14 protein-coding genes are annotated in these 13,618 nt (G+C 60.6%); 8 read left to right on the plus strand and 6 right to left on the minus strand.

The genetic code is table 11. The annotated features are described in order from the left end of the window. Positions 1–255 precede the first annotated feature (255 nt). Positions 256–2,196 (plus strand): hypothetical protein, encoded by a 1,941-nt coding sequence (locus PMI07_RS01755; protein WP_007759938.1) that lies wholly within the window; start codon positions 256–258, stop codon positions 2,194–2,196. A gap of 60 nt (positions 2,197–2,256) precedes the next feature. On the opposite strand, the gene fliP is transcribed toward PMI07_RS01755, so the two are convergent. Continuing rightward, positions 2,257–2,994, minus strand: a complete 738-nt coding sequence (gene fliP / locus PMI07_RS01760) for a flagellar type III secretion system pore protein FliP (protein WP_007759942.1) — start codon at positions 2,992–2,994, stop codon at positions 2,257–2,259. Between the two features lie 328 nt (positions 2,995–3,322). Here fliP and PMI07_RS01765 point away from each other — a divergent pair, with 328 nt between their 5' ends. From PMI07_RS01765 to PMI07_RS01795, 7 genes are all read left to right on the plus strand, one after another. Then, entirely contained in the window at positions 3,323–4,570 is a 1,248-nt protein-coding gene (locus PMI07_RS01765) for a glycosyltransferase family 2 protein (protein ID WP_007759944.1), read from the plus strand. Positions 4,571–4,670: 100 nt separating this feature from the next. Further along, positions 4,671–5,444, plus strand: a complete 774-nt coding sequence (gene rfbF, locus PMI07_RS01770) for a glucose-1-phosphate cytidylyltransferase (RefSeq protein ID WP_024163486.1) — start codon at positions 4,671–4,673, stop codon at positions 5,442–5,444. Next, entirely contained in the window at positions 5,426–6,508 is a 1,083-nt protein-coding gene (rfbG, locus tag PMI07_RS01775) for a CDP-glucose 4,6-dehydratase (protein ID WP_007759196.1), read from the plus strand. The genes rfbF and rfbG overlap by 19 nt, the downstream gene beginning before the upstream one ends. Beyond that, positions 6,505–7,065 (plus strand): dTDP-4-dehydrorhamnose 3,5-epimerase family protein, encoded by a 561-nt coding sequence (locus PMI07_RS01780; protein WP_007759197.1) that lies wholly within the window; start codon positions 6,505–6,507, stop codon positions 7,063–7,065. Before rfbG ends, PMI07_RS01780 begins: the two co-directional genes overlap by 4 nt. Beyond that, a complete protein-coding gene (locus tag PMI07_RS01785) occupies positions 7,062–8,285 on the plus strand; it encodes a class I SAM-dependent methyltransferase (protein ID WP_007759198.1) in 1,224 nt (407 codons plus the stop codon). Before PMI07_RS01780 ends, PMI07_RS01785 begins: the two co-directional genes overlap by 4 nt. Beyond that, complete coding sequence (locus PMI07_RS01790; protein WP_007759199.1) at positions 8,282–9,115, plus strand: NAD(P)-dependent oxidoreductase; 834 nt, start codon at positions 8,282–8,284, stop codon at positions 9,113–9,115. The genes PMI07_RS01785 and PMI07_RS01790 overlap by 4 nt, the downstream gene beginning before the upstream one ends. A gap of 135 nt (positions 9,116–9,250) precedes the next feature. Beyond that, a complete protein-coding gene (locus tag PMI07_RS01795; RefSeq protein ID WP_007759200.1) occupies positions 9,251–10,021 on the plus strand; it encodes a cephalosporin hydroxylase family protein in 771 nt (256 codons plus the stop codon). 157 nt (positions 10,022–10,178) lie between these two features. On the opposite strand, the gene PMI07_RS01800 is transcribed toward PMI07_RS01795, so the two are convergent. From PMI07_RS01800 to flgA, 5 genes are read right to left on the minus strand one after another with little or no spacing between them, the layout of a single operon-like run. Then, positions 10,179–10,700 (minus strand): flagellar basal body-associated FliL family protein, encoded by a 522-nt coding sequence (locus PMI07_RS01800; protein ID WP_007759201.1) that lies wholly within the window; start codon positions 10,698–10,700, stop codon positions 10,179–10,181. Positions 10,701–10,732: 32 nt separating this feature from the next. Beyond that, positions 10,733–11,452, minus strand: coding sequence for a flagellar basal body L-ring protein FlgH (gene flgH / locus PMI07_RS01805; RefSeq protein WP_007759203.1), 720 nt, complete (start codon positions 11,450–11,452; stop codon positions 10,733–10,735). Beyond that, entirely contained in the window at positions 11,449–12,009 is a 561-nt protein-coding gene (locus tag PMI07_RS01810) for a MotE family protein (RefSeq protein WP_007759204.1), read from the minus strand. Before PMI07_RS01810 ends, flgH begins: the two co-directional genes overlap by 4 nt. Next, positions 12,006–13,136: a flagellar basal body P-ring protein FlgI gene (locus tag PMI07_RS01815; protein ID WP_007759205.1), complete on the minus strand. Its 1,131-nt coding sequence runs from the start codon at positions 13,134–13,136 to the stop codon at positions 12,006–12,008. Before PMI07_RS01815 ends, PMI07_RS01810 begins: the two co-directional genes overlap by 4 nt. Next, positions 13,133–13,615 (minus strand): flagellar basal body P-ring formation chaperone FlgA, encoded by a 483-nt coding sequence (flgA, locus tag PMI07_RS01820; RefSeq protein WP_007759206.1) that lies wholly within the window; start codon positions 13,613–13,615, stop codon positions 13,133–13,135. Before flgA ends, PMI07_RS01815 begins: the two co-directional genes overlap by 4 nt. Between the last annotated feature and the right edge of the window lie 3 nt (positions 13,616–13,618).

Consider the following 13,618-nt stretch of genomic DNA (forward strand, 5'->3'; position numbering starts at 1 on the left):
TCCGGCATCATGCCAACTCGGTCTCTTCAATCTGAAGGAACACCAAACCCGTCGTGTGAGCCAAATCTCGCAGCAATTCCTTGCTAAGTTCTTTAAACGCCGCGAGGACACACCCGTTCGAGCGATATGTTTAACCGAAGGTTTACAACACAATCCGCCTCAGCGAGGTCGGCTTCATGCAAGCTTGGCTTGGCACCATTGTCGGGGAAGCCGATTTGCCGGGACGCCGGCACAACTTTACTGGAGCGGGAAGCCTTGAAACCCCTGAAGATACAACGGCAATACGTCGCAGCACAAAACCACTTCGACAAAAAAGAATATCACGATGTATTGGGCATCCTGAACAAGCTGCTGGATGTCCACAAGGATCCGAGGCACTACGCACTCCTGGGCGCAACGCTGTTGAAGCTCAAGATGAAAACCGAGGCCGCCCAGGCGTTCCAACTTGCCGGGGGCATGGAATCCCCCCACAAGATGAAATACATGCGCGAAGCCATGCGGCTTCATTTCTCCAATAACGACGACATCAACGTTCTTCGTCTGGGTGCGCGCTTCCTCAAGGAAGCGATCGCCGATCCCGACATGGCCGTCCTGATGTCCGGCGCCCTGATGCGCCAGGAATTGGAAGGCGCCGAAGCATTTCGCAATACGCTTGCAAGAAGCGAAGAGCCGACACATCGCCAGCTTGCAGCCCGCTCGATCCGGCTCCAGGACCGCAGTGACGAAGAGAACAAGTGCATTCTCGAGATCTTTGAGAAAGATCCCGAGGATCGAATCGTGCGCAACTTCTACCTCTCGGCGATGAGGGACGCCCTCGATTACGATATCATCCGCAAATACGAGCCTATCCAATTCGAGGAAATCGCCAGGGGCGAATTCGAAGCGATCGCCGACGAGGTATCGCTCTTCAATCTGCGCTGGTGCGACGACGAAAAGACGAACGCCATCGCAGGCGCCAGAATGGGCGAACGCAAGCCCAAGAATGCTGCATCGAAAAGGCATAACATGCCGCATCGCTGGGGCCATAAATTGCGCGTCGGCTATCTCTCAGCCGACCTTTGGACGGAACACGCCGTCATGAAGGCGCTTCGCGGCATACTGGAGTCGCACGACAAGAGCCGCTTCGACATCACGCTCTTCTGCAACGCTCCTGCAGAGCGGCTGCGCAACGACAACAACGCCATCCGCGAGGAATGGGGCAGGGTCGTGCGCATCCGCGGCATGACGGATGACGAGGCGGCCGAAGCCATCAAGGCCGAGAATATCGACATCCTGGTCGACCTGCAGGGGCATACGGCGGAAAACCGGGTATTCGTGATGAACCGGCAGACTGCACCCGTGCACGCGACCTGGCTCGGCTATCCGGGCACTGTGGTCAACGTCGACATCGACTATCTCATCGCCGACAGCACGGTGGTGCCGGAAAGCTCCTTCCCAAACTATTACGAGAAGGTTGTCTGGATGCCCGAAACGTTCTTCCCGAACGAAGCGGTCCACCGCCCGATGCCGCAACCGATCGACCGGTCGCTCTGCGACATGCCGCAGGATGCTTTCATCTTCTCATGCTTCCACAGCCACTGGAAGTTCACGCCCGCGACGATCGACCTCTGGGTACGCGTTCTCAAGGAAACGCCGGAGAGCTATCTGTTCCTGATCTGCCGCGAGCGTTTCGGCGCCCGAAAGAATCTGATCAAGGCCTTCGTGGAGGCGGGGATCCCCGAGAGCCGCCTGATATTCGGCGATCGCGTCAACAACTATGCGGCCTACATCAACCGTATCGGCCTGACCGATCTCGGTCTCGATACCTACCCGTACAATGGCCATACGACCACGTCCGAGAAGCTTTGGGCCGGACTTCCGATGCTCACCCACAAAGGCAAGAATTTCGCATCGCGAGTGAGCGAAAGCCTGCTGAATGCGCTCGGCCTGCCGGAAATGGTCGCCGAGGATCAGGACGACTTCGTTCGACGCGCGGTCCACTACTACAACAACCGCGAAGAGCTCAAAGAAGTCCGCACGCGGCTGGAGGCAAATCGCTTCACGCATCCGCTGTTCGATGCCGAGCGTTATTGCCGGCATCTCGAAACCGCCTACACGATGATGGCGGAGAAGGCCAAGGCCAAGACCAAGCCGGAGCACTTCAGCGTTCCGGCTCTCCCCCCGCGGGAAGGCCCCTTCAGCTCTCGCAAGAACTGATATCCGAACAGAAACGGCGGGAGATCCCCGCCGTTTCCATTTCAGCAGCTCTGCTACCAATTAATTGAAGGAACGAACCAGGCTGCCGACCAGCAGATTCCAGCCGTCGATCAGGACAAAGAAAAGGATCTTGAACGGCAGCGAAATCGAGGTCGGTGGCAGCATCATCATACCCATCGCCATGGTGATGGCCGCTACGATCATGTCGATGACCAGAAACGGCAGGATGATCAGGAAGCCGATCTCGAAGCCGCGCCTTATTTCCGAGAGCATGAAGGCGGGGATCAGAACGCGGTAATCGATCGCCTGCGGCGTGCCGACCGACTGGTTTCTTTCCCGGGCGATTTCAACGAAAAGTTGCAGGTCCTTGTCGCGCGTATTGGCCGACATGAAAACCCGGAACGGTTCCGCGATCCGTTGAACCGCCTCAGCCTCTGTCACCCGGTTCTGAAGGAGCGGTTGGACACCCTCGTTCCAAGCCCTGTCGAAGGTGGGCGACATGACGTAAAACGTCATGAACAGCGCCATCGAGACCAATATCATGTTCGACGGTGCGGTCGACAGGCCCATGCCGGACCGCAGGATCGAGAAGGCGATCACGAATCGCGGGAAGCTCGTGACCATGATCAGGATGCCGGGGGCGACGGAGAGAACCGTCAACAGTCCGAAGGTTCGGATGATCCACGCCGCGGCAGAACCATCGACCGGCAGATTGAGAAGATCCGCAGGCGATTGCTGGGCGAGCGCGAGCCCGGGTGCCGCCATCAGAGCGACGAACAGGTAGATCAGCCGAATCATGCGATCACGAAGGTCCTTTGCGTCCTCCTCGATTGTCACCCTGGCCAACGCAGGTCAACACCTGCGGGCCGTGTCCGGGAGCTCGTACACAGAAAGCCGCATCAGCCTGGCCAAACGACAATGGCTGGGTTCCCGCGCGATCTTCATTCAGCTTGGCGCAAGTCTGGTTGAATAGCCTCAACTCAGGAATAGCTAATGGACTACAGAGCCTGGAAAGCCCCGTGCTGGCTCTCACGTCGATCGGAAGCGCCTCGGAACATCTGCCGCTGAGCGTCCCTTGCTTGCGGAGCCCGCTGCGTTTTCGAGCAAATCAGGTCGAGGAAAATCGGTGTCTTCCATCAAACTCAGCATATGCATCCCTACCTACAACCGTGAGAAACACCTGCACGATTGCCTGGAACGGTGCCATCGCGATTTTCGCTTCGATTTCCCCTACGAAATCGTCATCTCCGACAACGCCTCCACGGATAATACCGGCGCAGTCGCCAAGGAATTCCTCGAGCGGGGAATGCCGATCCGTTACGTCCGGGGCGCGGAAAATGTGGGGATGATTCCCAACATGAACAGCGCCCTGCGGCTGGGACGGGGCGATTACATGCTCTACCTCGCGGACGACGATCGCCTGATCCCGCAGGAAGTCGCCAATATCGTTGCGTACCTGGACGAGAATCCGAACATCACGGTCTGCCATGCGCCGTGGGCGATGTATGACGGCATCAACGAAGTAGAGGGCGGACTGTTCTACACGGTCAACGAAGACAAGGTTTTTCCGCAGAAAAGCTTCGCCGAAGTCTTCAACTATATGTTCCGGGGCCACATCTTCCCTGAAATCGGCATCTACCGCGCCAGCGCTTTCCGGTCATCATGGGTTCCCAGGGATATCTGCTTCTATCCCTTCCCCATGCTTGCCCACTTCCTGGACCAGGGCGATATCGCCTTCCGCAGAACGCCCTTCTATCGTCAGGTCATCGCATCCGGCGTCGAGCGCGATCGCGTTCAAGGGGGTGCTCAGATCGCTGCGACCGGCTGGGACCAGTATCGCGGCGGCCTGGAATACTTTCTCTATTTCGCATCCAAACGCGGCAAGGTCGGTACCTCGCCAGACGAACGCGCGACGCAGGAGCATCTCTGCAGAAACTTCACGCTGCAGCGAATGGCCGTCTCGATGCGACTGCTCGTCGGCATGCGCGAATACGTGAAGGCGTACGAAGTCTATACGAGAATGGTCTTCGGAGGATTCGACGAGCATCCGGAAGTCATGTCCTTCAAGGACGGCGGATTGCTCGCCACGGCGCTGCAGACTCTTTCCTGGCAGCTGACGGTGACCGCAGGCATCGAGAATCTCGTCATCTCCGGATACCCAGACATCGCAACCCTCAAGGAACGGCTCTTCAGGGTAAGGTTCCCCTCGCGACTGGAGATCATCGACGAGCCGGCGGCACCTTCCCCCAGGCAGCTTGAGAGTACTGCGATCCTGGTACACTTGCCGGAAGAGCGGGACCGTTTCGTAGAGATGGGTTATTTGCCGAACCTCGTGTTCAGCCAGGACGATCTGATCAAGACCATTTTGCTTTAGCGGGCGAAGGCGTTTGGCCGGATCGTCAGAGAAGCCTTATCGCAGGGTTTGCTGACGGTCATCGTTCAATGGATAGCCCGTCAGTTACGGAGAGATTGAATTGAAAGCTGTAATTCTCGCCGGTGGGTTGGGAACCCGCATCTCCGAGGAGACGCATCTCAAGCCCAAGCCGATGATCGAGATCGGCGGTCGGCCGATCCTTTGGCACATCATGAAACTCTACTCCGCCCACGGTGTGAACGAGTTCATCATCTGCTGCGGATACAAAGGTTACGTCATCAAGGAGTATTTCGCGAACTACTTCCTGCACATGTCGGACGTCACCTTTGACATGGCCTATAACGAGAAGCAGGTCCATCGCCGCAGCGCCGAGCCTTGGAAGGTAACGCTGATCGATACCGGCGAAGCGACGATGACCGGCGGCCGCCTGAAGCGCGTCTCCGAATATCTGCGCAACGAGGAAAGCTTCTGCTTCACCTATGGCGACGGCCTGAGCGACGTGAATATCACCGAGCTCGTGCGCTTCCATCGTTCGCACGGCAGGAATGCGACGGTCACCGCCGTCCATCCGCCCGGCCGTTACGGCGCGCTCGAACGCTCCGGCAATCAGGTTACCGGCTTCGTCGAGAAGCCGCGCGGTGACGGCGGCATGATCAATGGCGGTTTCTTCGTGCTTTCGCCGAAATGCATCGATCTCATTGAAGGCGATACCATCCCCTGGGAATCCGCGCCGATGGCGAACCTTGCCACGATGGGCGAACTGATGGCCTACGAGCATGAAGGTTTCTGGCAGCCGATGGACACGCTGCGCGAAAAGAATCTGCTCGAGGATCTCTGGGCCTCCGGAAAAGCGCCATGGAAAATCTGGCCGTGAGCGCAGGAGCTCGTCCGGACCGCAATTTCTGGGCGGGTAAACGCGTTCTGCTGACAGGGCATACGGGCTTCAAGGGAGCCTGGCTCTCCATCTGGCTCGGACGCCTCGGTGCCGAAGTCACCGGCATTGCTCTGCCGCCCGCAACGGAGCCCAGCCTCTTCGCGCTCGCGCGTCCCGATCTGAAGGAAAGCCATTTCCAGGACATTCGCGAGGCGGCCAATCTCGCCGAACTCGTGCAGGCCACCTCCCCCGATATCGTGATGCATCTCGGCGCTCAGGCGCTGGTGCGCCCGAGCTATCAGGATCCGCTCGGCACGTTCGCGACGAACGTGCTCGGAACGGCCAACCTGCTCGAGGCGGTCCGTTGGGTTTCCTCGGCACGCGTGGTCGTCGCTATCACCACGGATAAGGTCTATCGCAACCTCGAACATGCCTTTCCTTACCGGGAGACCGACCATCTCGGCGGGCATGACCCGTACAGCGCCAGCAAGGCGGCATCCGAGATCGTCATTTCGAGCTATCGCGATTCGTTTCTGCGCGAAAAGGGTGTGGCGATTGCCAGCGCCCGCGCCGGCAACGTGATCGGCGGCGGTGACTGGTCGGCCGACCGGCTGCTGCCGGATGCGGTGCGTGCCTGGCAATCCGGCAAGACGCTCAGCGTCCGGCGGCCGGAGGCGAAGCGCCCCTGGCAGCATGTGCTGGAACCGCTTTCGGCCTATCTCGTGCTTGCCGAACGGCTGTGGGACGACCCTTCGCTTGGCGATGCCTTCAATTTCGGCCCGATCAGCCATGAGGCCGCGCCGGTGCGCCAGGTGATCGAGATCGCCCGTGCCTCCTACGGCCGCGGCGAGGTGCAATATGGCGACGGAAGCGAAGGACCGCACGAAGCCGGCTGGCTTGCCTTGGAAACCGCCAAAGCGCGGCATATGCTAGGCATCGAACCGCGCTGGTCGCTGGCGGAAGCCGTCGACCGGACCATGAAATGGTATCGCGCGCAGAACGACGGCGCTGACGTCCGCTCACTTTGCGAGGCCGAAATCGCCGAATACGAGGCACGCCCTTGAGCCGCTTCACCGTCACCGACCTGCCGCTTGCCGGCCTGAAACTCGTCGAACGCCAGAATCTCGGTGATTCGCGCGGTTTCCTGTCGCGCATGTTCTGCGCCGAGGAACTGGCGTCGGCAGGCTGGTCAAAGCCGGTTGCTCAGATCAACCTGACGATGACGGCGCGGCAAGGCACCGTGCGCGGCATGCACTTCCAGCATCCGCCGCATGCCGAGATGAAACTGGTCAATTGCTTGCGCGGCGCGGTCTTCGACGTCGCCGTGGATCTCAGGCGCGAATCCCCCACCTTCCTGAAATGGCATGCTCAGGAGCTTTCCGCCGAGAACCGCCGCTCGCTGTTGATTCCGGAAGGTTTCGCACACGCCTTCCAGGCGCTGACCGACGATTGCGAACTCCTCTATTTCCATTCGATGCCCTATGCATCCGGTTCGGAAGGTGCGCTCAACGCGCTGGATCCCGCACTCGGCATCGCCTGGCCGCTGAAGATCACCGAAATGTCGGAACGAGATCGCGGCCATTCCACCCTGACATCACAATTCACGGGACTGACGCCATGAACTGCCGCCACTGCGGGACCGCACTTCGCTGCGATTTCCTCGACCTCGGCTTCGCGCCGCCGTCCAACGCCTATTTGACCGCCGAGGACCTTTCCAAGCCGGAAGTCTATTTTCCGTTGCGGCTGCAAGTCTGCGAGGAATGCTGGCTGGTTCAGACAGAGGATTATGCGTCCGCCGAATTACTCTTCAGTGCCGAATACGCCTATTTCTCCAGCGCCTCGACGAGCTGGCTCGCGCATGCCGCCCGTTATGTGGAGATGATCACCGCCCGTCTTGGCCTCGGCAAGGACAGCATGGTCATCGAGGTCGCCTCGAACGACGGATATCTCCTGAAGAATTTCGTTAAGGTCGGCATTCCCTGCCTCGGCGTCGAGCCGACTGCAAGCACGGCCGAAGCCGCCGAGGCGCTTGGCATTCCGGTCTGCCGGGAGTTCTTTGGCGAAGCGCTCGGCAAAACGCTGGCTGAGGAAGGCAAGCGTGCCGATCTCATCCTCGGCAACAATGTCTATGCGCATGTGCCCGACATCAACGATTTCACGCGCGGCATCAAGGCGGCGCTGAAGGCCGGTGGCACGGTGACGCTCGAATTTCCGCATGTGATGCGGCTCATCGAACACAATCAGTTCGACACGGTCTATCACGAGCACTTCTCCTATCTTTCGCTCTTCACGGTCGGAAAGATCTTTAAAGCGGCCGGCCTGCGCGTCTTCGACGTCGAGGAATTGCCGACCCATGGCGGCAGTCTTCGCGTCTATGGCTGCCATGCGGATGACTCGCGCCGGACCGCGGAGGCGGTTACCGCACTTCTCGGCGAAGAGCAGCGCCGCGGTCTTCAGACCTCGGCCACCTATGCCGACTTCCAGGCCAAGGCCGAAAAGGTCAAGAACGATGCGCTCGCCTTCCTGCTGGAGGCAAAGCGCGAGGGCAAGACGGTCGCCGCTTACGGTGCAGCGGCCAAGGGCAATACGCTTCTGAACTTTGCCGGGGTCAAGCCGGACCTGCTGCCCTATGTCTGCGATGCCGCGGCCGCCAAGCAGAACAAGTTCATGCCGGGCAGCCATATCCCGATCCTGCATCCCAACGAAATCGTCGCGCGCCGCCCGGACTATGTGATGATCCTCCCCTGGAACATCGCGACCGAAGTCCGCCAGCAGCTGGCTTCGCTTGCCGAAAAGGGCACGAAGTTCGTGACGGCTGTGCCGGAGTTGCAGATCGTATGACGCCGCTGGTTCTGCTCACCGGAGGAACAGGTTTTGTCGGCCGGCAGGTGCTCCGGTCGCTGACCGAAGCTGGTGCGCGCGTCCGGGTGACCTTGCGCGAAGGATCATCGGAAAGCCGGCTTGGCGATCTCTCCGCTGTCGAGAGCATCGTGCGGACGCCGGATCTGTTCCGCGAATCGGTCGAGTGGTGGGCCAAGGCGCTCGAAGGCGTGGATACGGTCGTGCATGTCGCCTGGTATGCGGAACCCGGCAAATATCTGCAGTCGCCGGAAAACATCGTCTGCCTCGAAGGCACGTTGCGCATCGCACAAGGTGCGGCTCTTGCGGGTGTCAAACGTTTCGTCGGCGTGGGTACGTGTTTCGAATACGACGTCTCGGTCGGCATGCTGGCCACCGATACGCCGCTGCGGCCCATCAGCCCCTATGCCGGCGCCAAGGCCGCCGCGTTTCTGGCCCTGTCGCAATGGCTGTCGCTGCACCAGATCAGCTTTGCCTGGTGCCGGCTTTTCTATCTGTTCGGCGAAGGCGAGGACGAGCGGCGTCTCTTTCCCTATCTTCGCGCCCAGCTTGCTGCGAGTAAGCCCGTCGATCTGACGAGCGGCAACCAGATCCGCGACTTCCTGGACGTTCGAGAAGCAGGAAGGCAGATCGCCGAAATCGGGCTCGGCGACAGAACGGGAGCAGTCAACATCTGCTCCGGAATTCCGGTCACGGTGCGGCAGATCGCCGAGCGGTTGGCCGACGAGTATGGTCGCCGCGATCTCTTACGATTCGGCGCCCGTCCCGACAATCTGGTGGATCCGCCTTGCGTCGTCGGGCTGAAAAGGTAGGAAATGGCAGCAGAGCTTTGAGGCGGCGTGATCAGCCGCGATAGCCTGCCTTCAGTAAACGGCAACCGGTGTGCTGCGTTGGGATTGCCATGAGAATCAAACAAAGTTGCAACGCTGACATACAGAGGACCCATCATGAGTGATTTCCAGAAGGAAGTCGAAACTCGCGTCGAAGCCGTCGCCGGCAATAGCGAGTTGAAGGACAAGGCCGCAAAATTCTTGGAAGCGTCGGTGGCGTCCAAATATTCCTACAACTTCTTCTGGCTCGGCCGGCCGATCATCCAGTACCCCCAGGACATGGTGGCGATGCAGGAGCTGATCTGGGCCGTGAAGCCGGATCTGATCATCGAAACCGGTATTGCGCACGGCGGATCCCTGATCCTCAGCGCTTCCATGCTCGCGATGATCGAATTGGCAGAAGCCGCGGAAAAGGGCGAAGTCGTCGATCCGAACAGGCCGAAGCGCAAGGTTCTCGGCATCGACATCGATATCCGCGCCCACAACCGGGCTGCCATCGAGGCGCATCCTTTCTATCCGCGGATCGAGATGATCCAGGGATCGAGCATCGCCGAGGACATCATCGCCCAGGTTCGCGAGGTCGCCTCGCAGTATTCGAACATCCTGGTCTGCCTCGACAGCAATCACACCCACGAGCACGTCCTCAAGGAACTCGAACTCTACGCGCCGCTGACGAGCGTCGGCAGCTATTGCGTCGTCTTCGATACGCTGGTCGAGAACATGCCGGCGGAAACCTCCAACGACCGGCCCTGGGGTCCCGGAGACAATCCGATGACGGCCGTGCACGAATATCTGAAGACCCATTCGGAATTCGTCATCGACAAGCATGTCGAAAACAAGCTGCTGGTCACCGTCGCTCCGGACGGTTACCTCAAGCGCGTACGCTGAGGCTCTACAGACGAGGTGGTCCCGGCGCGCAGCAGTTATGCGCCGGGTTGCGATCTCCGGTCCCGTGACCGGGCGCACTGAAAGACAAATTCCCAAATACAAAAAGGCGGCGAAGCCATGCTTCGCCGCCTTTTTGTATTGACCGGAGCAGCCGGTCTTATTCGATCACGAAGGAGCGAAACATCACCTTGGCGACCTTGCCCTGCGAGCGAAGATCGATGCGCTCCTTGAGATCGTCCTTGAGATACTGGAAGCCGCGCGGGCCCTCGATCTGCTGCAGCGAAACGGTGCGCATGTAGGCGAGGATATCCTGGTGGATATTCTCGGCGAGCGGCAGTTCCGGCGGGCCTTTGAAGGCGAGCGCCACTTCGAGCCGGATCCAGTTTTCGGACGGATAGGCGAGATTGGTGGTGATCGGCTCGAGAAGAATGACGCCGTTGGCCTCCGTGGAGATATGGGGCAGCCCCTCTTCCTTCTTGCCGGCTTCGCCATGTTCGCCGCCGGCCGCCGCCGTCTCATGGGTCTTCGTCGCGTTCGGATCCTTGGGCGCGATCATGCCGCCGACGACCCAGCCGCCGCCGGCGCCGATCACCGTCAGGATCGCGACGCCCGCGATGACCATGATGGTACCGTTTTTCTTTTTCTTAGCGGCGTCGGCCGCCTGTGCTTCATCCGCCATGGCCTTCAAACCTTCACGTCAAGAGATCTTCGTCAGAAGGGCGAGAACAGATCGACGACCTGCTGACCGACCGGAGGCTGCTGGACTTCCGTCAGGCGGCCACGGCCACCGTAGGAAATGCGGGCTTCGGCGATCTTGTCGTAGGAGATCATGTTGGTGGAATCGACATCCTGCGGCCGGACGATACCGGCAACGTTCAGAATGCGGATTTCGTGGTTGACGCGCACTTCCTGCGAACCGCTGATGAGCAGGTTGCCGTTTTCCAGGATGCCGGTGACGACCGCTGCCACGAGCAGCTTCAGGGTTTCAGCCCGCTTGGTCGTGCCCTTGCCCTGTGAATCGGTATTCGAATCCGTTCCGAGATCGCCGGTCGTGCCGGCCTCGGGGGTCCAGCCGAACAGATTGCTCAAGGTGGCCCCCCAGGTGAGGCTGGTCGAATTCTTGCGGTTGCGTTCCGTCTGATTGTCGAACGACGCCTTGTCGTTGATCTTGATATCGACAGTCAGGATGTCGCCGACGTTGAGGGCGCGCGAATCCTTGAAGAGCGCGGCCTGATTGTCGCTCCAGAGCGAGTAGCCACTGGCCATCTGCCGCGGCTGCTTCGGATAGGACGACATCTGCGGCGCCTGCGCATATTGCAGGCCGCTGCCGATCGGGCTCATCGACGGCGCATTGCCGATCTCCTTGATCGTCTGGCTGGAACAACCGGCCAGCAAGAGAACGGCGAGGATTGCAGGGATGCGTTTCGTCATGAGGGCACTTTCGGAACATTGGGAGTGCGTGCTTTCGACGTATTCGGGTCGGAAGCGCTTGAGATGATCGTCGAGATCATGCCGGCCTTCTGCGGGTCCATTTCCGCGAGGAAAAGGGCTGACTGACGGGCCGGAAGCTGCATGATGATCGCGGCTGCGACCTCCATGTTCATTTCTCCGAGCTGCGGTGCTGCCGCATCCGGCTTCATCGTCTTGAAGATATCGACCAGGCCTGCTTGAGCCCGCGCCAGGAAGTCGTTGCGGCGCTTCAGCCAGTCCTGGTATTCGGCGGTCCGATCCTGGAGGGCCTTGATGCGGGTATCGACATCCGCCTGCAGCTTTTCAAGCTCCTGCTTCTGCAGGAGATAACGCTGATCGCGCGCGGCATCGGCGATATTGGTGCAGAACTTCTGGATCTCGTCGCTGGTCGATGCTTCGGTGACCGGAGCCGGCTGCTGTGCTCCGACCTGGGAGACCAGCGTCAGGACAGCCGCAGCGGCGAGGACGCGGCGCGCCAGCGTCTTGGATATGGAAATGGTGAAAAGGGTCTCGGTCATTGCAGGACGAGCTCCGCTTGAAGGGCGCCGGCGGACTTGATGCCTTGCAGGATGGCGATGATGCCGTCCGGCTTGACGCCGATGCTGTTGAGGCCGGCGACGAGGGTTCTCAGATCCGGACCGTTGAGGAGAGCGACCTGGCCGCCATCCTTCATGGCCATGATATCCGTCTGGGGCTGGACCGCCGTCTCGCCGCGCGAGAACGGTTCGGGCTGGATCACCTGCGGGGTCTCCGTGACCTGCACCGTGAGCGTGCCGTAGCTCACCGCGACACGCGATATCTTCACATCCGCACCGATGACGATCGTGCCGGTCCGCTCGTTGACCACGACCTTGGCCGGCGTATCGGTTTCGACCACCAGGTTCTCGATCTCCGCCATCAGCCGGGTCAGATCGGCGCTCTTCGGCTTTTCGATCACCACTTCCTGGCTGTCGCGGGGCTCAGCGATCGGCCCCCCGTAACGGCGGGCCGCGAAACTGTTGACGATGTCCGAGACACGCACCGCCGTCGAGAAATCCGGATTGCGGAGCTGCAGGACGAGGTTGACGGAGTCCTTGAACTTGGACGGCAGTTCACGCTCGATGATCGCGCCGTTCGGCACCCGGGCCGCGGTCGTTACACCTTCGGTCAGCGTCGCCGCCTGACCCTGCGCCGAAAACCCTGACACGACCAGCGCGCCCTGGGCCACGGCATAGATCTGGCCATCGGCGCCGGAAAGCGAGGTCATGACCAGCGTGCCGCCACGCAGCGAGGTCGCGTCGCCGAGCGAGCTGGTCGTGACGTCGATGCGGCTGCCCGGGCTGGCGAAGGGAGGCAGATTGGCCGTGACCATGACGGCCGCGACGTTCTTGGCGTTGGACTGGCTGCCCTGGGTCGAGATGCCGAGGTTCTGCAGCATCGCCTTCATGGACTGGTCGGTAAAGGGAGACGAGCGCAGGCTGTCGCCCGTGCCCTGAAGACCAACGACGAGGCCGTAACCGATGAGCTGGTTGTCGCGGCCTGCCTGCAGGGACGCGATATCCTTGATGCGGGCGGAGACGACATAGGGACCGTCGGCAGACGCCGGCGCGCTCCCCAGCAGGGAGCCGATCACGGCGAGCGTAGTGAGGAAGAAACGGGTTCTCATTTCGCCATCACCTGTATTGTCCCATCGGCCATGACGGTGCCGCTGACAGTGACGCCCGAATCGAGATTGCGGACACGAATGACGTCCCCGACAGCCGCATTCTCGAGCGGCGACCCGGAGGCCGAAATCGTCATGGCGCCGATGGTGAAGGTCAAGCGAACCGCTTTGCCGCGGGTGACCGCGAAGGCTTCGCGAAGTGCCGAAACCGGAACGGTGCGACCGGGCAGCAGCGTGCGCTTTGCCACCATGCCTACGACTTCCTTGGTCTTGCGGGCATAGTCGCCGGCCAGATTCGGATTGGTGATCTGCACTTCTTCGACCCTGCCCTCGGTGATCTCTTCGCCGGGGTAGATGGTCTGGGTCGGCACGACGGCCGTCCCCATCCCGGCCAGGACGGGGGAGCCCGTTGCGGCAAGAAGAGCCGCCAGGAGCCGCAAGGCCAGCCCGGCGCCAATCGCATTTTTCCGGCGAAACTTCATGTC

The sequence above is a fragment of the Rhizobium sp. CF080 genome (genome assembly GCF_000282095.2).
Lineage (GTDB): Bacteria > Pseudomonadota > Alphaproteobacteria > Rhizobiales > Rhizobiaceae > Neorhizobium.